We start from the raw sequence: 24,089 nt of genomic DNA, 5'->3' as shown, positions 1-24,089 counted from the left end.
CCCCGTGTTACGCGCCTTTTACGTCCGAATCCACTGCATAGTCGCTTACCGGGATGCAGGCGCATTGCAGATTGCGATCGCCCCAGACGTTGTCGATGCGTCCCACCGGCGCCCAATACTTGTGCGCGCGCAGACTGGGGACGGGAAAGGCGGCCTGCTCGCGCGCATAGGGGTGTGTCCATTCAGCGCCGAGGACTGAAGCGGCGGTAAACGGTGCACCCTTCAAGGGATTATCGTCCCGCGGCCAGACCCCCTCTTCGATTTGTGCAATTTCAGCGCGGATGGCGACCATAGCGTCGACAAAGCGATCCAGTTCAGCGAGCGATTCACTCTCGGTGGGTTCGATCATGAGCGTTCCCGGCACCGGAAAGCTCATGGTTGGAGCATGGAATCCGTAGTCCATCAATCGCTTGGCCACGTCCTCATTGCTGATGCCACTGCTGTCCTTCAAGTTGCGGAGGTCCAGGATACATTCGTGCGCCACGAAACCGCTGTCGCCCGTGTAGAGCACCGGAAACAGAGGCGCCAGGCGGTGAGCCATGTAATTCGCGTTGAGGATGGACACGGCGCTGGCCGCGGTCAGGCCCTCTGCGCCCATCATGCGGATATACATCCAGGTAATGGGTAGCACCGAGGCATTGCCGAGTGCAGCACCGCTGATGGCCCCCACGGCCTTTCCCGCATCACCGCTCGCGGCATGCCCTGGCAAGAAAGGGGCTAAATGCGAGCGCACTGCAACCGGGCCCACCCCGGGTCCGCCACCACCATGAGGAATGCAGAAGGTCTTGTGGAGGTTCAGGTGCGACACATCGGCCCCGAACTCGGGCGGACTGGCCAAGCCCACCATGGCGTTCATGTTGGCCCCATCCACATACACTTGGCCGCCGAACTCATGAACGATGTCGCAGATTTCCCGCACTCGCGGCTCAAACACGCCATGCGTGGATGGGTAGGTGATCATGCAGGCTGCAAGCCGTTCCGCATGTTGTTGCGCCTTTGCCCGCAAATCATCCAGATCCACACTGCCGCTCGCATCGCATGCCACCACCACCACCTGCATCCCTGCCATCTGCGCGGACGCGGGGTTGGTGCCATGCGCCGAGGAAGGTATCAGGCAAACATTACGGCGCGTGTCGCCCCGGCTTTCATGCCATGCGTGGATCGCGAGCAGCCCCGCGTACTCCCCCTGCGAGCCCGCATTGGGCTGCAGGCTTACCGCATCGTACCCAGTGGCCTGGGCCAGCCACTGCTCCAGTTCGGCAGCCAGTCGTGCATAGCCACGTGTCTGCTCAGCTGGCGCGAAAGGATGAATGGCAGCGAACTCCGGCCAGGTGATGGGAATCATCTCGCTCGTGGCATTGAGTTTCATCGTGCATGACCCCAAGGGAATCATCGCCCGATCCAGGGCAATGTCCTTGTCGGCCAAACGACGCAGATAGCGAAGCATCTCGGTCTCGCTGTGATAGCGGTTAAATACGGGATGCGTCAAATAGGCCGTGCTGCGGGCGAGCTCCGCCGGGTATCGCGTGGCGACGCCCTTGGCATAAGGGTCAAACAAGTTCTCGGCTGGCGGCCGCAAGCCGCGCGCACTGCCGAAAGCACCGACCAGCGCAAGCACATCGTCGCGTGTCGCGGTTTCATCCAGGGTCACGCCGACTCGGTCCGCACCGGCACGGCGCAGGTTGATCCCCGCCGCATGTGCTGCTGCGTGGACTGCTTGGGTGTGCGCACCAGTAAGCACGGTAAGGGTATCGAAAAACGCTTCGTGTTGCAGCTTCCAGCCCTGGTGCTTGAGCGTCTCAGCCAAAATAGCCGTGAAGGCATGGACGCGTTGACCGATGCGACGCAGCCCCTGTGGGCCGTGATAGACGGCGTACATGCTGGCCAGCACTGCTGGGAGAACCTGGGCAGTGCAAATATTGCTGGTTGCCTTTTCGCGGCGGATGTGCTGCTCGCGAGTCTGCAGTGCCAAGCGCAGCCCCGGGTTGCCATGAGCGTCCACGCTCACGCCAACCAAGCGGCCAGGCATCTGGCGCTTGAGTGCGTCGCGCACGGCCATATAGGCGGCGTGTGGCCCGCCGAAACCCAGAGGCAAACCGAAACGCTGGGTATTGCCCACGGCAATGTCCGCACCAAGTTCGCCAGGAGCCGCAAGCAGCGTGAGCGCCAGGATGTCAGCCGCCATAATGACGACGGCACCCTTTGCATGGGCTCCTTTGATCAACGCTCGAAAGTCATGGATGCCGCCGTCCACGCCGGGGTACTGCAGTAGCACGGCAAAATGGTCCGAATCGGCGGCATGTGCGGCGGGGCCGACCACCACCTGCAAATCGAGGGGGCGGGCGCGAGTCCGGATGACTTCGATCGTCTGCGGCAGCACGTCATTGGCCACGTACATGCTGCGGCTCGCACTCTTTGCCGCACGCAACGCCAGCGTCATGGCCTCAGCCGCCGCGGTTGCCTCGTCCAGCATCGACGCGTTGGCGACATCGAGCCCCGTGAGGTCCGTCACCATCGTCTGGAAGTTGATCAGCGCTTCCAGCCGCCCTTGGCTAATCTCGGGTTGATACGGGGTGTAGGCGGTATACCAGGCTGGATTCTCCAACACGTTGCGCTGGATGACGCCGGGCATGTGAGCATTCGCATAGCCTTGGCCGATGAAACTACGCATGACCTGATTGAGCTGGGCCACGTCACGAAGCTCAACCAGCGCCTGCTGCTCGCCCAAGGCCGCAGGCAGCTCGAACTTACGCTTGCGGCGAATACCGGCGGGAATGACCGCCTGCATCAACGCCTCCAGATCAGGTTGCCCGAGGGCGTGCAGCATGGAATTTTGATCAGCGGCGCTCGGGCCGATATGGCGGCGCTGGAAAGCCGCGCTATCTTCAAGCTCGGCCAGAGTGGGTTCAGTTTGCATCAACATGGATGTACTCAAAAAAAGGGAGGCCGGTCCGACACGGGCACAGCTCAGGCACCTTGCAACAATTTGTCATACGCGGCCTGATCCATCAATGTATCGATCTGGGACAAGTCGGTTGGGCGCACGCGAAAAAACCACCCCGCTCCCTGCGGATCGGTGTTGGCCAACGCAGGATTGGCCACCAGCGCATCATTGACAGCGACGACTTCCCCCGCAATGGGCATGTACACATCAGCAGCAGCCTTGACGGATTCGACGACACCGGCCGCATCTTTTTGAGCGTAGGTTTTGCCTGTGCCAGGCAGTTCGACGAACACCACGTCGCCCAATGCGTCCTGCGCATGGGGTGTGATCCCCACAGTGGCAGTACCGTCGGCTTCGAGACGGACCCATTCGTGGTCTGCGGTGAACTTGAGTGTCATAGTGGACTCCAGGACGTGTTGGAACGAGAACGAGAACCCGCGCGCTTTCAGGCGCGCGAGTAGCGATGTGGCACGAAAGGCATGGACGTGACATGCATGGGAATCTGCCTGCCACGCACCAAGGCGAAAAGCATGGAACCGATGTCTGCGGCCGAGCTTTGCACGTAACCCATCGCGATGGGTCTTCCGGCCGTTGGCGTCAGGCTGCCACTGGTTACGTGGCCGATGGCACGTCCGTCAGCGTCCTGCAATTCGGCGCCTTCACGCACGGGAACGCGCTCGTCGGCGACAAGGCCCACGCGCCTGCGCGCCACGCGTGATGTATCGTCGATCTGCGCAAGAATGGGCGTTGCCCCGGGGAAACCGCCAGCGCGAGCACCGCCCGTGCGCCGAACTTTCTGTATGGCCCATTGCAAACTGGCTTCAACGGGCGTTGTATGCGTGTCCATATCGTGGCCATAAAGGCACAGCCCCGCTTCCAGGCGCAGGCTGTCGCGCGCACCAAGCCCTGCTGGCTTGACTTGGGGCAATGCCAACAACGCGCTTGCCAGCGGCTCCGCATCCCATTGATGCGCCGAAATCTCCACACCATCCTCACCTGTATAGCCGCTGCGGCTGATGAAGACCGGGTGCTTGCCGATCGTCGGGGGCAGCGCAAACCACGCCGCATCCATGAATCGCAATTTGGCCACATCGGGAAGCAGGGATTGCAGCGCCGTCACCGCCTGCGGCCCTTGCAGGGCTATGAGTGCCTGATCCGGTAACGGCTCGATATGGCAGCGCGCCCCAATGCGCTCGCGCATCCAAGCCAAATCCTGCGTCTTGCAGGCCGCATTAACGATCAAAAAGTACTCACTTCCCTGTCCGTCCGCACGCGTCCGGTGGGTGAGCATCAAATCGTCCAGGATGCCGCCGGCGTCGTCGGTGAAATAGCCATAGCGCTGCCGCCCCACGGGCAAGCCCTGTACATCGATCGGAATAAGGCTCTCCAGGGCAGCAGCCGCGTCCGGTCCGGTGATGCGCACTTGCCCCATATGCGAGACGTCAAACAGCCCAGCTGACTCGCGGGTCTGTCGGTGTTCCGCCACAATGCCCGATGGATACTGCACCGGCATCGCATACCCGGCAAACGGCACCATCTTGGCACCAAGCACATGGTGCACGAGAAACAAGGGCGTTTGCAGCAGGACAGATTCAGTAGAGGCAGACACAGGCGTCTCCAAAGGCGTGCAGAAATCCGCCGGGCCAATTCCGGCGATGACGCCCCGCTGTCCTTGGTACCTGAGAGATTGACCGTACGGAGCATGCATGCATGCCGCCCGGCTTGCCCCTTCGGTGGGCCCCCGAAAACGGGCGCCGCTCTCCAGTGAGGTCACCCGTGAGGGTGTCGTCAGTCCTTTTGCCTGAGCGGTACACCCCAACAGCCTCAAAGCTGCTCGGATTTACGCCTTCGGCGGCCTTCGGGCCGCGCGCAATTTGCAAGCCCGTCGACACTCTCCTGACAGTTGGCGAGTGTATCGCATGCCCATCAGCGGCTGCTCGCGTCCCCTGTCGCTTCCCATCTTTTTTTACTTGCGTGGACGCATACCGAGAAATCTTCGCGCGCGTTCGTTGCGCTCCTTCTTGCGATCATCCATTTCACGCTGAGCGCGTTTTTGCGACACGGCAAACATGGGATCAATGATTTCCCACCACAGAAATACCAATGCCAGCGGCACAGCTACCCACCACCACGACAGATTGGCAAAAGGGCCGATTGCGGCCAGCTTCAAACCGAGTAGCACGATTGCAACAATCAAGATCCACATCGCTGTTCCCCCTGAGCCAGGATCAATATTCAGTTCCGATTTACATGTAAACACCTGCGTGTCGGTTAGCATTCTCGCTGCTGTTGCGCTGAGTGCATCAAGCATGTCAACCGTCTGCATGCCGTGGCGTTATAGCGGATAGCTTCGCTCAACCTTGGAGATCTGGAATGAAAAAAATTGTGATTGCTGTCGGTCTAGCCGTTGCCGGCGTGTCGCAAGCGTACGCCGCCGACATGACTGCCCTGGCCAAGTCCAAGAACTGCTTGGCGTGCCATGCAGTGGACAAGAAGCTCGTTGGCCCGTCCTACCAAGATGTGGCCGCCAAGTACGCTGGCAAGCCGGGGGCCGAAGCCACGCTGGTGAACGCCGTGCTGCACGGTGTCTCCGGTGTGTGGGGTCCAGTGCCCATGCCTGCCAATCCTCAGGTCACCCCGGCGGAAGCCAAAGAGCTGGTGACTTGGATTCTGAGCATGAAGAAGTAATTTCTCGGCACCATGCTGTTATGAAAACGGGGGCGCTCTGCGCCCCCGTTTTTTTGTGATGACTCGCTAAAGCACACTGCGGATCGCCGGATCGCTGAGCCAAGCTCATCGGCTGAGCGCTGTTTTGTGGCCACCCGGAAAACTCGAAATCGTGATTGCGGGATCAACAAGTTCGCCGTCGCTGTTGAACTGAATGTTGCTCTTGGTCACGCCGTCATAGCCTATGTGCCGAATGGCATGGCGGTAAATCTGGGGGCTCACGGAGCCCGTCTCGATCATCGCTTGCGCCAACAGCATTGTGGCGTCATAGGCGTAAGGCGCATAGAGTTGAAAAGTCGAGGCGCCGAATTGGGCATCGAAGCGATCCTTCCACGCCGAGCCGGAGGGCATTCTCGCCATGGGCACGCCGCCTTCGGCACAGATGACGTTCGAATTCGCAGCCGTGCCCGCTAGCTTGGCAAACTCCGGCGTGCAGATCCCGTCGCCACCAAGGAATCGCGCTTTGCTGCCTTGTCTGCGCATTTGCTGCAACAAAGTGCTGGCCTGAGGTGCCATGCCGCCGTAGAACACAACGTCCGGTTCAAGGCGCCCGATCTTGTCGACGATCTCTTCAAATTTGGTTGCTGTCGGGTTCACGCTTTCCTGATCCAGAATCTGGATCCCTAAGGACTTTGCTACACGCGCGAAGGCCTGCGCAATACTGCTGCCATAGTCAGTCCCATCGTCCACGATGGCCGCTGTTTTTGCCTTCAGGCCTTTCTGTGCATACAACGCGAGGCCGGCACCGATCGCATAATCGTTCGCAATAATGCGATAAAAGGACCGATAGCCGTGCTGCGCAATTTTCGGATCGCTGGCCGATGGCGTGATCTCTGGAATGCCAGCCGATGCATAGATCGGCGCGGCAGCTGCTGTGCAGCTTGAGTTCAAGTGGCCAATCACGCCATTCACATGCTCGGCGACAAATCTTCGCGCCACCTGCACTGCCCTTGACGGATCCGCCTTATCGTCCTGCGCGTCGAGCCTCCAAACCACCCTGTGGCCGCCGATTTGGATGTCTCTCTTGTTCAGATCGTCGATAGCCATGCGCACGCCGTCGGTATTGTCCGTCCCGAATGCCGCCTGCGCTCCGGAAAGAGGTGCTGCACTGCCGATAACGACGGTCATCGAAGGTTGTTGATCCGGCGTCGTCTGGCGCGGGCTAGCTAAGCCATCAGGCGCGCCAGCCCGCGCCAGCCCGCTGCAGGCCAGAGCCAAAAGACAAACAGTGAAACGCGCAACGCGGGAGTTGCCAGTCATGGTTTGAGGGTCATAGAGGAATGCGGATGCATTGTGCATGGTCCCCGACAAGGGCATTGTGGCCACGGAGGGCGCCAGGATGGGGGAACGCTAGAGCGCGCCCACGCTCAGGCCCTACAGCATGACATCGAGGCGAGGAAATTGTCCAAGGGAAATGCCACCCGCTTTGGTGGTTGGCGGGGGTGATCATCTGGACGCAGAATCATCGCCCATCCCGTGCGGGAAGCGATCGCGCAAAAGGCTCACCGAGGTCCCGCGACCCCATTCACGCGCGGGCATGGAATGCCCACACAGGCGAAAAAGCCCACGTTAATGTGTGGGCTTTTCTTTAAAACATGTTGCTTTTCTTAGCAAGACTGGTGCGCCCGGCAGGATTCGAACCCACGACCCCTTGGTTCGTAGCCAGAATTGCATTAGGCTTGCAAGCCAATGATTGCAAGGTTTCCAAGTTTTTGACAAGGCTATTTGGGGGAATCCAGGGGGAATGCATGGCGCATATCGAACAACGCAAAAACGGGTGGAGAGCACAAATCCGCAGGCGGGGCATGCCATCGCTCAGTCGGACTTTTGACCTCAAGGCTGACGCCGAAGCATGGGCACGTGAGGTCGAGCGCGAAGCGCAGCGCGGCAACATCGCGGCGCTGAACGATCAGGCGCAGCGTGTGACTGTAGCGGAGCTGTGCCAACGCTACCGGGTATCGGTGCTGCCCACGCTGCGCGATGCGGCCAGGCCAACCCTGCTGCGCAACATCGAGACGCGCTTCGGAGCATTTTTCCTGGGCAACATCCGCAGCATCGATGTTGCAGCATGGCGCGATCATCTGATCGCCGAGGGCTATGCCCCGAAGTCCGCAAAGCATCATCTGGTCGCCCTATCCACTCTCTTCGCATTCGCCGAGCGCGAGCTGTCGATCCCGCTCCCTGCCGGCAACCCAGTGCGCACGGTTCGCAAGCCCGCCGAGCCAAAGGCACGGGATCGGCGCTTGCGGCCAGGTGAACTCGATTACTTGCTCAAGGGCGCAGATCAAGGGCGGGCGCTTGGCCTTCGCCAAGTCATCGTGCTGGCAGTAGAGACCAGCATGCGCATGGGCGAATTGCTCGGCTTGGAATGGGAACGGATCGATCTGCAGCGGCGCACGGCGCACTTGATGGACACCAAGAATGGCGAGAGCCGCACCGTGGCTCTGTCCAGCGCTGCCGTAGAAGCCCTGCAAAACCTGCCACGCAGGATCGATTGCAAAGTGTTCTCGTGGAAGCCAAACAAGGAAAACGGTAGCTTTGAAAAGCTCTGGCAGCGCTGCAAGGCCCGCGCCCTGGCTGCGTATCAAGCCGACTGCGCCAAGTCTGCCAAGAAGCCCGATCAGGCATTCCTGGCCGAGTTGCACTTCCACGATCTGCGCCACGAAGCCACGTCGCGCTTGTTCGAGAAAGGCCTTGGCGTCATGGAAGTGGCTTCGATGACCGGCCACAAGTCACTCGCCATGCTCAAGCGCTACACCCACATCGAGGCGGAGAAGTTGGCGCAGAAGCTAGGGTAAGCAAGCACTCAAACGACGATCTCAAGCGAGGTACGGGCATCTGAAATGGCGTGTTGGAACTGCATGTTGGTTCTGTCGGTCAATCAGGGTGAGGGCGAGTTGGATGTCAAATCTCGCATCCTGAAGGGCTCCGGCCAGATTTGCCGATGCTGGAACAGGTCGAGTAGACGGCGATCGTAATAGAGTGGGCAGATAACATTCCTGAATCCGTGACCTTGGATAATCCACTGACCTGAGATCTGATCGTGGCGTGCCAATTTTCCCGATTGCCCACAGATTCATGGGTCGATCACCGTGGCGATGATGCTTTTGGGGCCGTGCGCAGACGATGGGCCCCCTTGATCGGTCATTTCGGATGGGTTGCGCGCAGCCATTCTCCCGCCGAGTCCTTGATGTTGGTGTCCAGTGGGGTTGAACAAGCGCGTGCTGCGTCTTCAGCCGCTGGCGGCGAACTGCGCATGCAGATCGCAAAAGGCACGGGCTGCATTGTCGTTGGCGCCCAGTCCCAACCACAGCCGCCCGCCATGGTTGATCACGCGTGCTGCGCGGATGACAATCTCCTGGATCACAGTCTTCAGACGCCGTCGCCTGGCCGCATGGCGCACCGGTGCATGCGGCCCCAGCAGCCCTTGCTGACCCATGAGGCGCAGCACGTTCATCGTCAGGGCCGCAAGCTGGCAGACAAGATCGTTCGTGTCGAACTTCCCCGAGGGCAGTCGCTCCAGATCCATGTCGGTTTTGAATTCCGCATGGAACTGCTCGTGCGTGGCGTGCCCGGCGTACAGGTCGATGATCGCCTCGGCGCTGATGGCCTTGGGCAAGCTTGTCGTCCAGCCCTCCAAGATGATCTCGGGGTGTTGCCGCCGACGGTGAATGAGCCAAATCTCGGCGGACTAACGACGTCTCTCGCTGAGCCGCTTACCGCAAGACGATACCGAAGCTTCATGCGCGTTCCGCAATCATTGGTATGGCTCACCGATTTGTCGGTAGGCTGGCTCAGTCTGCGGCCGGCGCGAACAGTGAAAGTGCTCGTGGCTGGTCCCGTCGTCGTGGGCATGCTCGTGGCGGTGCAGCGTCGGCTCAGCAACCGCCTGGGTCGCTCGACGCTTGTAGCCCAGCGCCCACGCGACCAGCGACGACAGCCACGCGACCAAAAACAGACCGACGATCAGATAGCCCAGATCACCGAGGTTCAGGTTCACGATAGCATCGGCTACCCTGCCCTGCCAGCCGATGGCGGGGATGATCACCTGCAGCAACTCAACGCCACCCAGGACGAGGGCGACCAGCACCGACAGCAAGGTGGTGCTGATGTTGTAGAAGATCCGACGTAGCGGGTTGGCCAGCGCCCAGCCGTAGGCCTTGGTCATCAGAACGCCGTCTGTGGTGTCCATGGCGGACATCCCCGCGGTGAACAGAATGGGTAGCGACAGCACGGCCGGAACCGGTAGGTTGCCCGTGGCAGCGCCTGCGGTCATGGCCAGCAGGCCAATCTCGGACGCCGTATCGAACCCAAGGCCGAACAGGAACCCCACCGGATACATCTGCCAGCTTTGCTTGATGACCCGCTGCAACCGTCCGCCGAACAGCCGGTAGAACAGGCCGCGCTTGGCCAGCAAGGTATTCACATGATGATGGTCGTGCACCCCGCGTCGAGCTCCGTTCCATACCTTGAGCAGATCGAGCAGGATCAACAGGTTAAGCGCCCCGATGATCACCAGAAAGATGCCGGACACGCCCGTACCCAGGATACCGCCAATGTGCTGCATCTCCGGCATATGGGTCTTCACAGCACTCACCATGAACGCGGCGAACACCGTCAGCAGGAAGACCACCGTGGAATGGCCCAGAGAAAAGAAAAAACCGACGCCGAGGGGCTTGCTGCCCTCCTGCACGAGCAGCCGCACGGTGTCGTCGACAGCGGCGATGTGGTCGGCGTCGAAGGCGTGGCGTAGCCCGAAGAGGTAGGCCGTCAGCCCCAGACCGATCATCGCAGGGTAACGCTCGGCGTAATAAAGGTAGAGCCCCCATCCGGCAAGGTGCAGCACGACGATAAAGCCGTAGTAGCCGGCGAGCTGCGCCCACTCATCTCGATCAAACCTCAAGGCGCCCAGCCCGCGCGCACGTGGGCGGGGCGTCAGCACGGCTGTTGCATCGCAGTTCAAGCGATCAATCCCAGAATGTCGGTTAGATGGCAGGACGCGGCCGACATGAGCACCGCCCCGAGGAGTTTACTCAGAACTCGTCACCCTTGACACGGCGGGTGTCCTTGAAGGTCCGCCAGCCGCTGATCATGGAACTGACGATGGACTGGCGCGACATGATGTCCTCGCGAATAGCCACGTAGATGTGCACGAGGATGAACGTGATCAGGTACCACATCGCTAAATGGTGCGCGGTGCGCACAGCCTGGGGCTGTCCGAAGATCGGGGTGATCCATGACGAAAACCAATCGTATTGCCATGAACCTTCCAGCGTTCCCTCGCCGAATAGGGCGAGCCCAGTGAGGATGATGAAGATCGATCCCCACACAAACATGACGTGCATCGCCAGAATGGCGAGCGGGTTGTGACCTGAATACTTGTTCGGCTCGCGGGCGAGAAACAGGTACCACTTAATCTCATGCCAAACACCGCGCCAGTACTCGCCTCGAAAGAAGGGCGGCAGAAAGATTTCGCGGGCATGCAAATTGCCCGCGAAGGCCCAGTAGATGCGAAATAAAAAGCCAATGATGAAGATGTACGCTGCCGTGAAGTGGGCGAAACGGATGTAGCCCATCAGGAAGTGGTCGTAGGCCTGGCCCGGCTGACTGGGCAACGGATGGCCGATAAAAAACCCTGTCACGCACAACGTCGCGATGGCAAAGAACTGGATCCAGTGCCATAATCGGATCGGTGCCTCGTAAACATACACCGCCGGCTCGGCATGGGTTTGATGCGTGGACTGCGCGCTCATGTTTGTCTCCTGATTGGTCAATGGCGCGTGGCCCGGCCAAAGGCGCAGGCCACGCTGTCAGCGCACCTTCACCCGGGTGAGTTCACTTCCGTCCTCGCTCATCACATGAGTGGAGCAGGCCAGGCAGGGGTCGAAGCTGTGCAGGGTGCGCAAGATCTCGACTGGCTCGTCCGGGCGCTCCATCTTGGTATTCATCAGGCTAGCCTCGAAAGCGCCAATGTTCCCGGCTGGATCGCGCGGCGATCCGTTCCAGGTGGTTGGCACCACGGCCTGGTAGTTCTCGATGCGACCATCTTTGATGCGCACCCAGTGACCCAGCGCGCCACGCGGGGCAGACACTGTCGCAACGCCCTTGGCCTCCTTGGGCCAGGTGCTCGGGTCCCACTTCTCCATGTTGGCGGTCGCCGTGTCGCCCGCCTTGATGTTGGCGATGAGGTCGTTCCAGTCATCCACCATCATGTCGGCGCAATACTCGGCCTCCAGGGCGCGCGCCAAGGTGCGGCCGATCGTGGTCTGCAAAACGGCCTTTGCATCCAAATTCGTGCCGGCAAGTTGGTTGAAGAACGCCACGCCGCGGTCCACCTGTTCGCGTTGATGCGGGAACTTCTTGGCGTATGCCAGCGTGTAGCGAGATAGCGGCCCAACCTCCACCGCATGACCTTTCCAGCGTGGCGCCTTGATCCATGAGTATTTGGCCGACTCGTCGATCTCCTGGATATTGGTCTTGGTACCTTTGGTGTTGGGGCCGAGCTCGAATTTCGGATCGGTTATGCCGTCCCAGGGGTGGAGTCCCTTGTTCTCCTGCCCCGGGTAGGTGTACCAGGAGTGGGTCACGAACTCCTGGACCTGGGCCGGATCGCGCGGATCGACCTCGAACACCTCATCCCAATTGCCGTTGAGGATGACGCCGCCAGGCATCTGGTTGGTTGACTTGTCGTATTGCACCTTGGCGTAGTCTCCGTAGTCCATCACGCTCTTGGCGCCCAGCCCACCGCCGTACAGCCAATCCTTGTAGAAGCTGGCGATAGCAATCACGTCGGGCACGTAGACGTTCCTGCAGAATTCCACCATCTCATGGATGCGGCTGCGCACGAACTCAAGGCGCTCCATATTCAGTGGAGCGCCTGCGGCGAGGTCGCCGTCCATATTGATGGCGCAGGGCACGCCGCCCACCAGGTAATTGGGGTGTGGGTTTTTGCCGCCGAAGATGGTGTGCACCTTCACGAACTCGCGCTGCATGTCCAGCGCTTCGAGGTAATGCGTGACACCCATCAGGTCGGCCTCGGGCGACAGCTTGTAGGCCGGGTTGCTCCAGTAGCCATTCTTGAACGGCCCAAGCTGGCCCGAGTCCACGAACTTCTTGATGCGCGACTGGATATCACGGAAGTAGCCGGGGCTGGATTGCGGATGGTTCGGCGACACCGTCTGCTGCAGCACCGACGTTGCCTTCGGATCGGCCTTGAGGGCGTTCAAAGGGTTTACCCAGTCCAGCGCGTGCAGGTGATAGAAGTGCACCACGTGGTCGTGGACCTGCAGGGTCTTGGCCATCATTTCGCGAATGAGATAGGCGTTCTTTGGAATCTTAATATTTAGCGCGTCTTCGACCGCACGCACAGACGCCAGCGCGTGGCAGCCGGTGCAGACGCCGCAAATGCGCTCCACGAAGGCCCAGACGTCGCGCGGGTCACGACCCTTGACGATCACTTCCAGGCCCCGCCACATGGTGCCGGTGGACACCGCGTTGCGGATCATGTTGTCCTGGTCGACATTGACCTCACAGCGCATGTGGCCCTCGATCCGGGTGACCGGATCGACCACCACGCGCCGACCCGAGGTGTCCAGCGTGTAGCCGTTGGGGGTGGTCACCGTGCTCATTCGTTATCTCCCTTGTGTTCCGTCTCGCTCTGCTTGCTGCTGCGCAAACGTTTGACTGCGCTGACCACGGCGTGCACCGCCACGGCTCCGCCCACCACACCGGCGGCAGCCGCTCCGATTTCATCGGCATTGGCTTCGACGCCGAAGGGCTTGATGTCGGTAAGGTGGGCGTACCAGGAGCCCTTGTCCCAGAACCCGTCCTCCGAACAGCCGATGCAACCATGGCCGGACTGGATGGGAAAGGACACGCCGTCGTTCCAGCGCGTGGTCGAGCAGGCGTTGTAGGTGGTCGGTCCCTTGCAGCCCATCTTGTAGAGGCAGTAGCCGCGGCGCGCGCCCTCGTCGTCGAAGGCCTCGACGAACTGGCCGGCATCGAAATGCGGCCGGCGGTAGCACTTGTCGTGAATGCGCTGGCTGTAGAACATCTTCGGCCGACCCTGGCGGTCGAGCTCGGGCATGCGGTCGAACGTGAGCATGTAGGTAATCACTGCGGTCATCACCTCGGCGATCGGCGGGCACCCCGGCACCTTGATGAGCGGCTTGTCAGTGATGACCTTGTGCACCGGCGTCGCCCGCGTCGGGTTTGGCTTGGCCGCCTGCACGCAGCCCCAAGAGGCGCATGAGCCCCAGGAGATGATGGCCTTAGCGTTGCTCGCCGCGTAGCGCAGCTTCTCCACGAAGGGTTGGCCGGCGATGATGCAGTACATGCCGTCCTCGTTCAGCGGCGGATTGCCTTCCACGGCAAGGATGTAGTTGCCTTTGTACTTGGTGACAACCTCCTCGACGATGGCCTCCGCCTGATGGCCGGCAGCGGCCATCAGGGTGTCGTCATAGTCCAGCGAAATCATGGACAGAATCACGTCCTTGGCCAACGGGTGACCCGAGCGGATGAACGACTCCGAGCAACAGGTGCATTCCAGCCCATGAAGCCAGAGCACCGGCAGGCGAGGTTTGTTCTCCATCGCGTAGGCGATTTCACTCGCGTATTGCGGGCCCAGGCCCAGCGCCGCCGCCGTCAGGCTGCAGTACTTGAGAAAACTGCGACGTGAAATGCCCTGGCGCCGCATGACTTCGTAGAACGTTTCCGTAACCGACATGGCCTGCCTCCTCCTAGTTTTGCGGCTCCACCGGAAGCCCTTTGTGCTGCCAGTCGAATGCAATTCGTGTGCCAGTGCATTACCCCTAGAAAAATCAAAGAATTAGCTGTGCAGAACCGTGGATTTCATGGTTTACCCCAGGTCGCCGCATAGCCGGCGTCGATGCGGCACTGGAAGCCAGCTAACCGCTCCTGCCACTCTGGCGACCACCGCCATTTCAGTGCATACCTTTATTCCATTTCATTCGCTTATGTGGAAACCTGTTTTGCAGTTATTCCAGGCCGCATTGGAAAGCCAGCGTCAGATCTGAATGCAATCAGGCACTTAGCGCGACCAGCGGGGCTGGCATTGCATTTGCTCACTTCGATGGAAAGCGCATCCCGGCAGGCCGGTTTCCACCCCTGACCGCGGAGCAACCAGATGCAAGGAGACAACGCCATGCTGGACAATCAACCGTCGGTGCTCATCCTGGGCATCGGCAACCTGCTTTGGGCCGATGAAGGATTCGGAGTGCGTGCCGTGGAGGCACTGCATCGCACCCATCACTTCGACGACAACGTGCGCCTGATGGACGGCGGCACACAGGGGATCTACCTCGTCCACCATGTTCAGGACGCGGACATACTGCTGGTGTTCGACGCGGTCGACTACGGCTTGGAGCCCGGCTCGCTGCACTGCGTGATCGGCGAAGACGTGCCCCGCTTCATGGGCGCGAAGAAGATGAGTCTGCACCAGACCGGATTCCAGGAGGTTCTGATGACGGCTGAGCTGCTCGGCGGCAAGCGGCGCCAGCTCGCGTTGGTCGGCGTGCAGCCCCATACGCTGGAGGACTTCGGCGGAAGTCTCACCGAGTTGGTCAAGGCGCAGATCGAGCCGGCCATCACCGCAGGCCTGCGCTGGCTGGCACGGCTGGGCGTGGAGGCCAGGTACCGCGCCGAACCGCTGGCCCAGTCCGAGCAATTAAGCCCGCAGGCGCTCGACCAGACCCGCTACGAGGCAGGCCGGCCTGACGCCAAGACCGCTCTGCGCACCGGGGATCCACGTGTGCTGGCAGACCCGGACATTCGCTTCGATCCTAAACACCAGCACGACGCCTGGCCGCGCCTGAGCGTCAACGTTGACAGCCGTCGCCCCCTCTGATCATGTGCATCGGCCGCCCCATGTGCATCGTCGAGATGCACGAGTTCTTCTCCCTGTGTGCCGGCCCAGGCGACGCACAGGAAGCGGTCGACATGTCCCTTGTCGGCCCACAACCTTCGGGAACCTGGGTACTGGTCTTCCTCGGCCATGCGCGCGGCTTGCTCGAACCCGAGGAGGCCCTGCGCATCCAGGATGCCCTCGCCGCGCTTGATGCCGTGATGCGCGGTGAGGCCCCCGACGTCGACCGCCTCTTCGCCGACCTGGTGGGGCGCGAGCCCCAACTACCTGATCACCTGCGCGGCGCAGCCGCCCCTCCTGACCGCTGAAAGGAACCACCCCCAATGTCAACCTCGCTGATCGACCGTCTGACCGAAGAACTCGGCTATCCGCGCGTGACCACGAAGACAGTCGACGCCGTGCTGCGCGCAGCCGACAACACCGTGCTGTTCTTCACCGCGGATCCCGCCAATACCCCCGAGGCCAACGACGTTGCCGTGGTGCTGCCCGAGTTGGTCAGGCATTTCCATGGCCGCATTACGCCGGCCGTCGTCGCACGGGAAGACGAGCGCACCCTGCAGGCAATGTACGGCTTCGAACTGTGGCCTTCACTTGTTTTTCTCCGCAAGGACCAGTACCTCGGCACCATCTCCAAGATCCAGGACTGGGCTGACTACCTGGAGCAGATCCAGGGCTTTCTCGACGCGGGCCCGGTGCGGCCACCTGCCCCGCGCATTCCCATCATCCCCGCCTGAACACACGACCATGCCAAAGTCCATCGACATTCCAATCGTCGCCGTCGGTCCCGGCAGCCAACCTGTAGAAGATGACACCCTCGAATACATGGCCATGCCCAAGGAGATGTACACACACGACTCCATCTCCCTGCCCGAGCCCGAAGATCTGCACCATCGCCACCGCGTGCGCGACCTTCTAGAGGACTTGCTCGTCACCGCCCGCGCCTACGCGCCAGGCGAAGAAGATGCCATCGCTCATGATCTCTCAAGTCTCGACGCGGATGACCTTGCCTGCATCAACCAAATCCTCGGCGCAGGCGAGGTCAGCGTCACCATCGACCAGCCCGGCGGTGCCATCCTGGCTCAGGAAGCCGTACTCACCGGCGTGTGGCGCATTCGCCGAGTCGATGCGGTGCAGAACGTGCTGACCGACCATATCGAAATCGCCGACATACCTCAGTCCGTGCGCTCCAGCAACTCTGCCGCGCTGTCTGAGAGCCGGCTCGATCCCAACGCCGCGCCCATCTCTGGCGTGCAAAACGCGCCGGCGCTGCTGAGCGAGATCGCGGACAAGATGGCCAACTACTCGCACGGCGATCCCTCACACGTCATCAATCTCACCCTGCTGCCGCTGACCCGCGAAGACCTCATCCACCTCGGCACCGAGCTAGGCGTGGGGCCGGCCACCATTCTCTCGCGCGGGTACGGCAACTGCCGCATCGGCGCAACTCGTCTGCCCAACGTGTGGTGGGTCAAATACTTCAACTCGCAGGACGCGCTGATCCTCAACACCATCGAGATCGTCGACGTGCCGGAAGTCGCACTAGCGGCGCCAGAAGACTTCGCAGACACTGCCGATCGCCTGCGCGAAATCCTCACCCTGTTCCAATGAACACTTTCGAAGGTTCCTACATGGGCGACGCCTCTCGCTTGCGCAACCACGCGCGGCTGGAGTGCCGCATCTGCTGGTACGTATACGACCCCGCCGTGGGCGACCCGGTATGGCAAATTGCACCGGGCACCCCGTTCAGCCAACTGCCGCAGCACTGGCGCTGCCCCGAATGCGACGGCGAGGCCATGCACTTCATGGTGGTACGGGACGAGACATGAGCACCAATGCTCACATCGGTCCCATCGGCCGTTCGCTGGAGGAGGCATACCGCCACGTCCAGAACACGCACATGCTGGGCCTGCCCATCGTCAACCCCGCACTGCGGGTCGAGGCCGTCGGCCTGCGTGAATGGGACGGGTTGTGCGTCGGCGTGATCGTCACCCCCTGGTGCATGAACGTGTTTGCCCAGTCGCTGCCCGGTGGGCGGGAATTGCCACCCGCCCAGGTGGGCACTACGCGGGCGATGGATCTACCCACCGGCAGCTACGGCCTGCTCGCAGCCCATCTGCCGCAAGTCGGACACCACCTCAGTGGCTCGCTCTTCTCGCCGATGGACGCATTCACCAACCAGGAACAAGCCGTGGCCGCCGCACGCGACGCGCTCGCGCTGATGTTCGACACCGACACCGACGACGAGCCCGCAGGCATCGCCTCCCGGCGCAGCTTCCTGTTCGGCCGCTCCGAACGCTGAGCCCCGCCATGCACGCTGCTCAGCAACACCTACACATCCACCTCGGGACGCCGCCCCGGGTGGACGGGTCGTGCACATCAATAACCAGCGTCCGGTGCAGGCCATGCGCTTGCTCGAAGGGCGCACCGCCGCCCAGGCCGTGCAGCTTCTGCCCCTGCTGTTCAGCCTGTGCGGCCATGCCCAGCTCGCCGCCGCGCGTGATGCTCTGCGAGATTCGCTGCCGCCGATGAATGCAGCCCAGCGCCGCGCCCTGCACTGCCGCGTGCAGTTCGAGACCGTGCGCGAGCACCTGCTGCAGATCCACCGCGACTGGCCCGTGCTGTGCGGCGCCCCACCCAATCCCGACGACCTCCGACAGATCGTCTGCCGCACCGATGCCGCCACGGCAGACCCGGCTGCCCTTGACGCCCTGGTCGACTGGGTGGGATACCACACCATGGGGCTGCCGCCTGCCGAGTTCCTGGCGTTCGACGCGATCGACGCAATGCGCCGCTGGGCGCGGTCGACAGTCGAGGCAGCGGCGCCGCGCTGGCTCGACGCCCTGTACGGCTGCGCGACCGCCCTGCCCGCCATTGAACTGCCGACGCTCGAATCGCTGCCGCCCGACAGCCTCTGCACTGCGCTCGTTGCCGACGACACCTTGGAGTTCGTCAGCCAGCCCACCCACGCCGGCGCCTGCCTAGAAACCGGCCCGGCCGCCCGGCACCGCGACCACCCGCTGGTGACTGCCGCAGCCCTCCATGGCCTGCTCGGGCGCTTGGCCGCACGACTGGTGGATCTTTGCACCGTGCTCGTCACCCTCAGGCAGGGCGACGATACCGCCCCGCCCCCGCCCGCAGCGGCGGGCCTGGGCTGGGTGGACAGTGCACGCGGACGCCTGATCCACCATGCCGAACTCGACGCTCACCAGCGCATCGCGCATTACCGTATCCTGGCCCCCACCGAATGGAATTCCCATCCGCAGGGCTTGGCCGCGCAGTTGCTTGCAAGCATCGGGCCCGGTACGCTGGAAACCGTGCAGAAACAGGCGCGACTGGTGGTCCAGACCATCGACCCTTGCGTGCTGGCCACCCTGCAGTTCACCACACCGCAAGCCGCGCCGGAGCCCGCCCATGCATGAAATGTCGCTGTGCGAAAGCATCGTGCAGATCATCGAAGAGCAGGCCAGCGTCCAGCAATTCAAGCGGGTGCGGCGCGTGATTCTCGACATCGGTGCCCTGTCGTCGGTGGACGCGGACGCACTGCGCTTCTGCTTCGACGTGGTTGCCGCGCACGGCGTGGCGCAGGGCGCCGAGCTCGAGATTCACACCACACCCGCGCAGGCCTGGTGCATCCCCTGCGCCACGCGGGTGGACATCCCCCAACGCTTCGACCCCTGTCCGCTCTGCGGCGGCCACCAAGTGGTGGTAGAAGGAGGCGACGACATGTGCATCAAGGAACTGGAGGTCGACTGATATGTGTACCGTTTGCGGTTGTTCCGAGGACGAGGCCCGCGTCGATGGCCACGCGCTGGCCGGCACCGATGCCGCGCATCATCACTCGCACGACCATGGCCATGACCATGCGCACGAACACGATCATGCGCACGACCTCACCCATGCGGTGGAAGCGGTGGCGGGCGGTGCCAACCACCACTACGGCAACGGCCCGGCGCGTGCGCATGCGCCGGGGTTGAGCCAGTCGCGCATGGTGCAGATCGAACAGAACATCCTGAGCAAGAACCACGGCTATGCTCACGACAACCGGCTGCTTTTCCGGCAGCGCGGCATCCTGGCGCTGAACCTCGTCTCCAGCCCCGGATCGGGCAAGACCGCCTTGCTTACCCGTACCCTCACCGCCCTGCGCGGCGAATTTGATCTGGCGGTAATCGAAGGCGACCAGGAAACCTCGCTCGACGCCGACCGCATCCGCGCCACCGGCGTGCGCAGCGTGCAGGTCAACACCGGCAAGGGCTGCCACCTGGACGCCCACATGGTCGGCCACGCCATCACCCAACTCGACCCGCAGCAGGGAGGCGTGCTGTTCATCGAGAATGTGGGCAACCTGGTCTGTCCAGCGGCCTTCGATCTCGGCGAGGCGCACAAGGTGGCCATTCTCTCGGTGACCGAGGGCGAGGACAAGCCGCTGAAATACCCAGACATGTTCCACGCTGCGGACGTCATGCTGATCAACAAGATCGACCTCCTCCCCCACCTGGATTTCGACGTTGATCGCTGCATCGACGCCGCACTGCGCGTCAACCCTGATCTGCAGATCCTGCTGGTCTCGGCGCACAGCGGCGAGGGGCTGGACGCATGGTACGAATGGCTGCGCCTGTCGCGCCGCACCCGCCTGATCGGCCGCCCGCTGCCTCTGCGTGCCGACGCCCCCACCGCCTGAACCGACCCATGGCCGCCAAGCCCACCATCCTGGTCGTCGACGACGAAGTGCGCTCGGTCGAGGCACTCACGCGCGTGCTCGAGGACGATTTCGACGTGCTCAGCGCAACCAGCGCCGCAGCGGCGGGAGCGCTGCTGGAAAAGGAGTGGGTGCAGGTCATCCTGTGCGACCAGCGCATGCCCGAGACCACCGGGGTGGAGTTCCTCTCCCGGGTACGTCAGCAGTGGCCCGAGGTGATCCGCATGATCCTCTCCGGCTACACCGATTCGGAAGACATCATCGAGGCGATCAACGAAGCTGGCATCTACCAGTTCATCAGCAAGCCGTGGACACCCCCGGACCTGCTTCTCAAACTGCACAACGCGGTGGACCTGTTCCGCCTGCAGCGCGAAAACGAACAACTCTCCATCGAGCTGAAGCTCAAGCCTGCCACCCTGAGCAACAGCCTGCAGGAAAAGCGCCGCGTGCTGCAGGCCCGTTTCGACTGGGACCAGGGCATCATCCGCGCGCCCGACAGCCTGCTCAACGCGGTGTGCGACACGGTGCGCACCGTCTCCACCTACGACGTCAACGTGCTGGTGTGCGGCGAATCCGGCACCGGCAAGGAGTTGTTCGCCCGTGCCCTGCACTACAACAGCCTGCGCGGCGACAAGCCGTTCGTCGCCGAGAACTGCGGCGCCCTGCCAGACGACCTGTTGGAAAGCGAACTGTTCGGTCACAAACGCGGCGCCTTCACCGGCGCGGTGGAAGATCGCATCGGCTTGTTCGAGCGTGCCAACGGCGGTACGATCTTCCTTGACGAAGTGGGCGACATTTCCCCCGCCTTCCAGGTCAAGTTGCTGCGAGTGCTGCAGGAGGGCGAGATCCGCCCGCTGGGCAGCAACACCCGCCGCACGGTCGACGTACGGTTGCTGGCCGCCACGCACCGCGACCTCAAGGAGGAGGTGCGGTCGGGCCGCTTCCGGCAGGATCTGTTCTTCCGGCTGGCAACCTTCAGCATCGCCATTCCGCCGCTGCGCGAGCGCCGCACCGACATCCCGGTGCTGGCGCAGTCGCTGCTGCAGGAGGCCATGCGCACACTTGGAAAGACGGTGCGCGGCATCACGCACGAAGCGCTGGCCTGCCTGCAGGCCTACGACTGGCCAGGCAATGTGCGCGAGCTGCAGAACGAGATCAAGCGGATGCTCGTGCTGGCACCCACCGACCAGCTCGGCGCCGAGCTGATCTCCCCGCATATCCTGCGCGGCACCACCGAGGAGGCGGCCGAGGCGCTCGAACTGCTCGCCGGCATCGACGGCTCACTCAAGGAGCGGATGGAGTCTCTGGAGGCGCGCATCGTGAAGGAAACCCTCATCCGCCATCGCTGGAACAAGACTCGCGCGGCGCAGGAGCTGGGGCTGTCGCGCGTTGGCCTACGCAGCAAGCTCGAACGTTACGGACTGGAGAAGATCGAGCAGATCGAGGAGTGGGCCGACCATGGCTGAGCTGCGTCGCAAGGCCCTGCGCGAGTCCGGCGTACCCACGTCGCAGCCCGCCCAGATGGGACTGAGCGAGGAAGCGTGGATCGAAGTGATCCACCGCATGGACGAGATCTACGCCGACCTGGTGCGCTACCAGGTGGACCTCGAAGAAAAGAACGCCGCGCTGGAAGAGGTGCAACGTTTCATCGACAGCGTGCTGTCGTCCATGTCCGACGTGCTCGTCGTCGCCGACGTGCAGGGCCGCATCCAGCGCGCGAACAAGGCAATGGTCAATCTGCTCGGCCGCAGCGAGGCCGAGCTGGTCGGGACCAACCTGTCTGCGCTGTTCAGCACCTCGGCAGGCTTGATGATCGCCAACTTCCCCGACCACATCCGCACCGGCGACATCCTCGATTGCGAGATCGAAATCCTTGCGGCCGGCGGCGAGGCGGTTCCACTGGCCGTGAACTGCAGCCCACGCTATGACAGCGAGGGTACGCTTTCAGGCATGGTCATTACCGGCCGCCCGCTGGGCGAACTCCGCCGCGCCTACCGGGACCTTCAAGACACCCATCGCCAACTCAAGACCACGCAGCAGCAGTTGCTGCAGTCGGAGAAGATGGCCTCGCTCGGCCGCCTGGTGGCGGGCGTGGCACACGAGCTGAACAACCCCATCAGCTTCGTATTCGGCAATATGCACACCCTCAAGCGCTACGGTGGACACCTGCGCGACTACCTGGAGCTGGTGCAGCGGGGCGCCACCCCTGACGTGCTGGAAAAGGCGCGCGTCCAGAACCGCATCGACCGCATCCTGAAGAATCTCGGACCGCTGATCGACGGCTCGCTCGAAGGCGCCGAGCGTGTCAGCGACATCGTGCAGAACCTGCGCCGCTTCGTCACGCCGCAGCGGCAGAAGCGCCGCACCTTCGATCTCTGCCGCCTGGTCGAGTCCAGCCTCACCTGGGTGAGCAAGGCCGTTCGGCAGACCCCGCAGATCCACCTCGACATGCCCGCTGAACTGCCGGTGCACGGCGGCGAAGGCTATGTGCAACAGATCCTCATCAACCTGATCCAGAACGCCTACGACGCCATGGAGGGACGGGGGCAGCCGCGGCTCGATCTCCGCGTGGCCGCCGCCGGCGACTTCGCCCAGGTGCAGGTACGCGACCACGGGCCCGGCATCGCCGAGGACAACCTGTTGCGGGTGTTCGACCCGTTTTTCACCACAAAGGCCGTCGGCAAGGGAACCGGTCTGGGTCTGTACATCAGCTACGGCCTAGCCACCGACCAGTGCGCCGGCGCGCTCAGCGTGCGCAATCACCCCGATGGCGGCGCCGAGTTCACTCTTGACATCCCGATGGAGGCCCAGCATGGCTGAACGTCTGAGTCTGCTGTGGTTGCAATCCGGTGGCTGCGGCGGCTGCAGCATGTCGCTGCTCAATGCGGAAGGGCCGGACCTCTACACCGCACTCGACCTCGCGGGTATCGACCTGCTCTGGCATCCCTCGCTGAGCGAGGCCAGCAACGGCGAGGTCGTCGCCCTTCTGCGGGCCATCATCGATGGCACGCGGCGGCTGGACATCCTCTGCCTCGAAGGCTCGGTGATGCATGGCCCCGGCGGCACTGGTCGCTTCCACATGCTGGCCGGCACCGGCCGTCCGCTGCGCGACTGGCTGGCCGAACTCACCGAGAGGGCGCGCTACACCGTGGCTGTCGGCAGCTGCGCGGCCTTCGGCGGCATCACCGCCGCGGGCAGCAATACCGCCGAGGCCACCGGCCTGCAATACGACAGCACCCGTCACGGCGCGCTGCTGCCCGCGCAATGGATCTCACCCGGCGGCCTGCCGGTGGTCAACGTCGCCGGCTGCCCGGTGCATCCCGGTTGGGTGACCGACACGCTCGCCCAGCTCGCCCTGGGCGAACTCGGCGACGACACCCTGGACGAACTCGCCCGCCCGCGCAGCTATACCGACCATCTGGTGCATCACGGCTGCGCGCGCAACGAGTTCTACGAGTTCAAGGCCAGCGCCGAAAAGCCCTCCGACCAGGGCTGTATGATGGAACACATGGGCTGCCTCGGAACCCAGGCGCGGGCGGACTGCAACCTGCGGCCCTGGAATGGCGGCGGCTCCTGCCTCAAGGGCGGCTATGCCTGCATCAACTGCACCGCGCCGCGCTTCGAGGAGCCGGGCCGCCCCTTCACCGAAACGCGCAAGATCGGCGGCATCCCGGTCGGCCTACCCAGCGACATGCCCAAGGCCTGGTTCGTCGCGCTGGCCTCGCTCTCCAAGGCCGCCACACCCGACCGCCTACGCAAGAACGCGGTGGCCGACCACATCAAGGTGCGCCCCTCGGTCAAGCGGAGCAAGTGACATGCGCATGATCGCCAACACCACT

The 24,089-nt window shown here is 62.7% G+C and carries 23 protein-coding genes, 1 pseudogene and 2 riboswitches; of the genes and pseudogenes, 14 read left to right on the top strand and 10 right to left on the bottom strand.

Annotation, left to right across the window (positions count from 1 at the left end; translation table 11 throughout):
- Window positions 1-7 precede the first annotated feature (7 nt).
- The 4 genes from gcvP to CD04_RS0100790 form a co-directional block, all read right to left on the bottom strand.
- Entirely contained in the window at window positions 8-2,923 is a 2,916-nt protein-coding gene (gcvP, locus tag CD04_RS0100805) for an aminomethyl-transferring glycine dehydrogenase (protein WP_031403932.1), read from the bottom strand.
- A 44-nt stretch (window positions 2,924-2,967) separates the two neighbouring features.
- Window positions 2,968-3,342 carry a glycine cleavage system protein GcvH gene (gene gcvH, locus CD04_RS0100800; RefSeq protein WP_031403931.1) on the bottom strand — a complete coding sequence of 125 codons (375 nt, stop codon included), beginning with the start codon at window positions 3,340-3,342 and terminating at the stop codon, window positions 2,968-2,970.
- Window positions 3,343-3,389: 47 nt separating this feature from the next.
- On the bottom strand, window positions 3,390-4,553 hold the full coding sequence (gcvT, locus tag CD04_RS0100795; RefSeq protein WP_031403930.1) for a glycine cleavage system aminomethyltransferase GcvT: 1,164 nt from the start codon (window positions 4,551-4,553) through the stop codon (window positions 3,390-3,392).
- Window positions 4,554-4,600: 47 nt separating this feature from the next.
- A riboswitch (glycine riboswitch) is annotated at window positions 4,601-4,719 on the bottom strand.
- Window positions 4,720-4,723: 4 nt separating this feature from the next.
- Window positions 4,724-4,853, bottom strand: a riboswitch (glycine riboswitch).
- A 57-nt stretch (window positions 4,854-4,910) separates the two neighbouring features.
- A complete protein-coding gene (locus tag CD04_RS0100790) occupies window positions 4,911-5,270 on the bottom strand; it encodes a TIGR04438 family Trp-rich protein (protein ID WP_231480412.1) in 360 nt (119 codons plus the stop codon).
- 47 nt (window positions 5,271-5,317) lie between these two features.
- Between CD04_RS0100790 and CD04_RS0100785 the strand changes: the two genes are divergently transcribed.
- Window positions 5,318-5,632, top strand: a complete 315-nt coding sequence (locus CD04_RS0100785; protein WP_031403928.1) for a c-type cytochrome — start codon at window positions 5,318-5,320, stop codon at window positions 5,630-5,632.
- Between the two features lie 105 nt (window positions 5,633-5,737).
- Here CD04_RS0100785 and CD04_RS0100780 read toward each other — a convergent pair whose 3' ends face one another.
- Window positions 5,738-6,799 carry a branched-chain amino acid ABC transporter substrate-binding protein gene (locus tag CD04_RS0100780; protein WP_197032987.1) on the bottom strand — a complete coding sequence of 354 codons (1,062 nt, stop codon included), beginning with the start codon at window positions 6,797-6,799 and terminating at the stop codon, window positions 5,738-5,740.
- Window positions 6,800-7,476: 677 nt separating this feature from the next.
- Here CD04_RS0100780 and CD04_RS0100775 point away from each other — a divergent pair.
- Window positions 7,477-8,469, top strand: a complete 993-nt coding sequence (locus CD04_RS0100775; RefSeq protein ID WP_231480411.1) for a site-specific integrase — start codon at window positions 7,477-7,479, stop codon at window positions 8,467-8,469.
- Window positions 8,470-8,903: 434 nt separating this feature from the next.
- Here CD04_RS0100775 and CD04_RS21230 read toward each other — a convergent pair.
- The 5 genes and pseudogenes from CD04_RS21230 to CD04_RS0100745 form a co-directional block, all read right to left on the bottom strand.
- Window positions 8,904-9,323, bottom strand: a pseudogene (locus CD04_RS21230) (IS1380 family transposase); the annotation flags it as partial.
- 105 nt (window positions 9,324-9,428) lie between these two features.
- On the bottom strand, window positions 9,429-10,634 hold the full coding sequence (locus tag CD04_RS0100760) for a HoxN/HupN/NixA family nickel/cobalt transporter (RefSeq protein ID WP_081857737.1): 1,206 nt from the start codon (window positions 10,632-10,634) through the stop codon (window positions 9,429-9,431).
- A gap of 70 nt (window positions 10,635-10,704) precedes the next feature.
- Entirely contained in the window at window positions 10,705-11,424 is a 720-nt protein-coding gene (cybH, locus tag CD04_RS0100755; protein WP_031403923.1) for a Ni/Fe-hydrogenase, b-type cytochrome subunit, read from the bottom strand.
- 57 nt (window positions 11,425-11,481) lie between these two features.
- Entirely contained in the window at window positions 11,482-13,299 is a 1,818-nt protein-coding gene (locus CD04_RS0100750) for a nickel-dependent hydrogenase large subunit (RefSeq protein ID WP_031403922.1), read from the bottom strand.
- Window positions 13,296-14,396 (bottom strand): hydrogenase small subunit, encoded by a 1,101-nt coding sequence (locus tag CD04_RS0100745; RefSeq protein ID WP_031403921.1) that lies wholly within the window; start codon window positions 14,394-14,396, stop codon window positions 13,296-13,298. Before CD04_RS0100745 ends, CD04_RS0100750 begins: the two co-directional genes overlap by 4 nt.
- Window positions 14,397-14,834: 438 nt before the next feature.
- On the opposite strand from CD04_RS0100745, the gene CD04_RS0100740 reads away from it, so the two are divergent.
- The 12 genes from CD04_RS0100740 (at window position 14,835) to CD04_RS0100685 (ending at window position 24,064) form a co-directional block, all read left to right on the top strand.
- Window positions 14,835-15,536, top strand: a complete 702-nt coding sequence (locus CD04_RS0100740) for a HyaD/HybD family hydrogenase maturation endopeptidase (RefSeq protein ID WP_031403920.1) — start codon at window positions 14,835-14,837, stop codon at window positions 15,534-15,536.
- A gap of 2 nt (window positions 15,537-15,538) precedes the next feature.
- Complete coding sequence (locus CD04_RS0100735) at window positions 15,539-15,862, top strand: HypC/HybG/HupF family hydrogenase formation chaperone (RefSeq protein ID WP_031403919.1); 324 nt, start codon at window positions 15,539-15,541, stop codon at window positions 15,860-15,862.
- Window positions 15,863-15,877: 15 nt separating this feature from the next.
- Window positions 15,878-16,288, top strand: coding sequence for a hydrogenase-1 expression HyaE (locus CD04_RS0100730; RefSeq protein ID WP_031403918.1), 411 nt, complete (start codon window positions 15,878-15,880; stop codon window positions 16,286-16,288).
- A gap of 10 nt (window positions 16,289-16,298) precedes the next feature.
- Window positions 16,299-17,162 carry a hydrogenase expression/formation protein gene (locus CD04_RS0100725; protein WP_031403917.1) on the top strand — a complete coding sequence of 288 codons (864 nt, stop codon included), beginning with the start codon at window positions 16,299-16,301 and terminating at the stop codon, window positions 17,160-17,162.
- On the top strand, window positions 17,159-17,380 hold the full coding sequence (locus CD04_RS0100720; RefSeq protein ID WP_031403916.1) for a rubredoxin: 222 nt from the start codon (window positions 17,159-17,161) through the stop codon (window positions 17,378-17,380). The genes CD04_RS0100725 and CD04_RS0100720 overlap by 4 nt, the downstream gene beginning before the upstream one ends.
- Window positions 17,377-17,853 carry a [NiFe]-hydrogenase assembly chaperone HybE gene (gene hybE, locus CD04_RS0100715; RefSeq protein WP_031403915.1) on the top strand — a complete coding sequence of 159 codons (477 nt, stop codon included), beginning with the start codon at window positions 17,377-17,379 and terminating at the stop codon, window positions 17,851-17,853. Before CD04_RS0100720 ends, hybE begins: the two co-directional genes overlap by 4 nt.
- A gap of 70 nt (window positions 17,854-17,923) precedes the next feature.
- The gene (locus tag CD04_RS0100710) at window positions 17,924-18,973 is read left to right on the top strand and encodes a nickel-dependent hydrogenase large subunit (protein WP_031403914.1); all 1,050 of its coding nucleotides are present in this window, start codon (window positions 17,924-17,926) and stop codon (window positions 18,971-18,973) included.
- 1 nt (window position 18,974) lies between these two features.
- Window positions 18,975-19,307: a hydrogenase maturation nickel metallochaperone HypA gene (gene hypA, locus CD04_RS0100705; RefSeq protein ID WP_038167371.1), complete on the top strand. Its 333-nt coding sequence runs from the start codon at window positions 18,975-18,977 to the stop codon at window positions 19,305-19,307.
- A 1-nt stretch (window position 19,308) separates the two neighbouring features.
- Complete coding sequence (hypB, locus tag CD04_RS0100700; protein ID WP_031403912.1) at window positions 19,309-20,232, top strand: hydrogenase nickel incorporation protein HypB; 924 nt, start codon at window positions 19,309-19,311, stop codon at window positions 20,230-20,232.
- 8 nt (window positions 20,233-20,240) lie between these two features.
- Window positions 20,241-21,716, top strand: a complete 1,476-nt coding sequence (locus tag CD04_RS0100695) for a sigma-54 dependent transcriptional regulator (RefSeq protein ID WP_031403911.1) — start codon at window positions 20,241-20,243, stop codon at window positions 21,714-21,716.
- The gene (locus CD04_RS0100690) at window positions 21,709-23,070 is read left to right on the top strand and encodes an ATP-binding protein (protein ID WP_038167370.1); all 1,362 of its coding nucleotides are present in this window, start codon (window positions 21,709-21,711) and stop codon (window positions 23,068-23,070) included. Before CD04_RS0100695 ends, CD04_RS0100690 begins: the two co-directional genes overlap by 8 nt.
- Window positions 23,063-24,064, top strand: a complete 1,002-nt coding sequence (locus tag CD04_RS0100685; protein ID WP_031403909.1) for a HupU protein — start codon at window positions 23,063-23,065, stop codon at window positions 24,062-24,064. The genes CD04_RS0100690 and CD04_RS0100685 overlap by 8 nt, the downstream gene beginning before the upstream one ends.
- Window positions 24,065-24,089: the final 25 nt, after the last annotated feature.

It is taken from the genome of Thiomonas sp. FB-Cd, from assembly GCF_000733775.1.
In the GTDB taxonomy this organism is placed as follows: Bacteria; Pseudomonadota; Gammaproteobacteria; order Burkholderiales; family Burkholderiaceae_C; genus Thiomonas_A.
Note: the sequence above shows the minus strand (reverse complement) of the source record. Positions and strands in the feature narration are given on the sequence as shown.

What these genes read in the sequence shown, in the direction of transcription:
- gcvP (WP_031403932.1), bottom strand. Translation starts at nt 2,923, where the DNA reads ATGTTGATGCAAACTGAACCCACTCTGGCCGAGCTTGAAGATAGCGCG.
- gcvH (WP_031403931.1), bottom strand. Translation starts at nt 3,342, where the DNA reads ATGACACTCAAGTTCACCGCAGACCACGAATGGGTCCGTCTCGAAGCC.
- CD04_RS0100790 (WP_231480412.1), bottom strand. Translation starts at nt 5,270, where the DNA reads ATGCAGACGGTTGACATGCTTGATGCACTCAGCGCAACAGCAGCGAGA.
- CD04_RS0100785 (WP_031403928.1), top strand. Translation starts at nt 5,318, where the DNA reads ATGAAAAAAATTGTGATTGCTGTCGGTCTAGCCGTTGCCGGCGTGTCG.
- CD04_RS0100780 (WP_197032987.1), bottom strand. Translation starts at nt 6,799, where the DNA reads ATGACCGTCGTTATCGGCAGTGCAGCACCTCTTTCCGGAGCGCAGGCG.
- CD04_RS0100775 (WP_231480411.1), top strand. Translation starts at nt 7,477, where the DNA reads ATGCCATCGCTCAGTCGGACTTTTGACCTCAAGGCTGACGCCGAAGCA.
- cybH (WP_031403923.1), bottom strand. Translation starts at nt 11,424, where the DNA reads ATGAGCGCGCAGTCCACGCATCAAACCCATGCCGAGCCGGCGGTGTAT.
- CD04_RS0100750 (WP_031403922.1), bottom strand. Translation starts at nt 13,299, where the DNA reads ATGAGCACGGTGACCACCCCCAACGGCTACACGCTGGACACCTCGGGT.
- CD04_RS0100745 (WP_031403921.1), bottom strand. Translation starts at nt 14,396, where the DNA reads ATGTCGGTTACGGAAACGTTCTACGAAGTCATGCGGCGCCAGGGCATT.
- CD04_RS0100740 (WP_031403920.1), top strand. Translation starts at nt 14,835, where the DNA reads ATGCTGGACAATCAACCGTCGGTGCTCATCCTGGGCATCGGCAACCTG.
- CD04_RS0100735 (WP_031403919.1), top strand. Translation starts at nt 15,539, where the DNA reads ATGTGCATCGGCCGCCCCATGTGCATCGTCGAGATGCACGAGTTCTTC.
- CD04_RS0100730 (WP_031403918.1), top strand. Translation starts at nt 15,878, where the DNA reads ATGTCAACCTCGCTGATCGACCGTCTGACCGAAGAACTCGGCTATCCG.
- CD04_RS0100725 (WP_031403917.1), top strand. Translation starts at nt 16,299, where the DNA reads ATGCCAAAGTCCATCGACATTCCAATCGTCGCCGTCGGTCCCGGCAGC.
- CD04_RS0100720 (WP_031403916.1), top strand. Translation starts at nt 17,159, where the DNA reads ATGAACACTTTCGAAGGTTCCTACATGGGCGACGCCTCTCGCTTGCGC.
- hybE (WP_031403915.1), top strand. Translation starts at nt 17,377, where the DNA reads ATGAGCACCAATGCTCACATCGGTCCCATCGGCCGTTCGCTGGAGGAG.
- hypA (WP_038167371.1), top strand. Translation starts at nt 18,975, where the DNA reads ATGTCGCTGTGCGAAAGCATCGTGCAGATCATCGAAGAGCAGGCCAGC.
- hypB (WP_031403912.1), top strand. Translation starts at nt 19,309, where the DNA reads ATGTGTACCGTTTGCGGTTGTTCCGAGGACGAGGCCCGCGTCGATGGC.
- CD04_RS0100695 (WP_031403911.1), top strand. Translation starts at nt 20,241, where the DNA reads ATGGCCGCCAAGCCCACCATCCTGGTCGTCGACGACGAAGTGCGCTCG.
- CD04_RS0100690 (WP_038167370.1), top strand. Translation starts at nt 21,709, where the DNA reads ATGGCTGAGCTGCGTCGCAAGGCCCTGCGCGAGTCCGGCGTACCCACG.
- CD04_RS0100685 (WP_031403909.1), top strand. Translation starts at nt 23,063, where the DNA reads ATGGCTGAACGTCTGAGTCTGCTGTGGTTGCAATCCGGTGGCTGCGGC.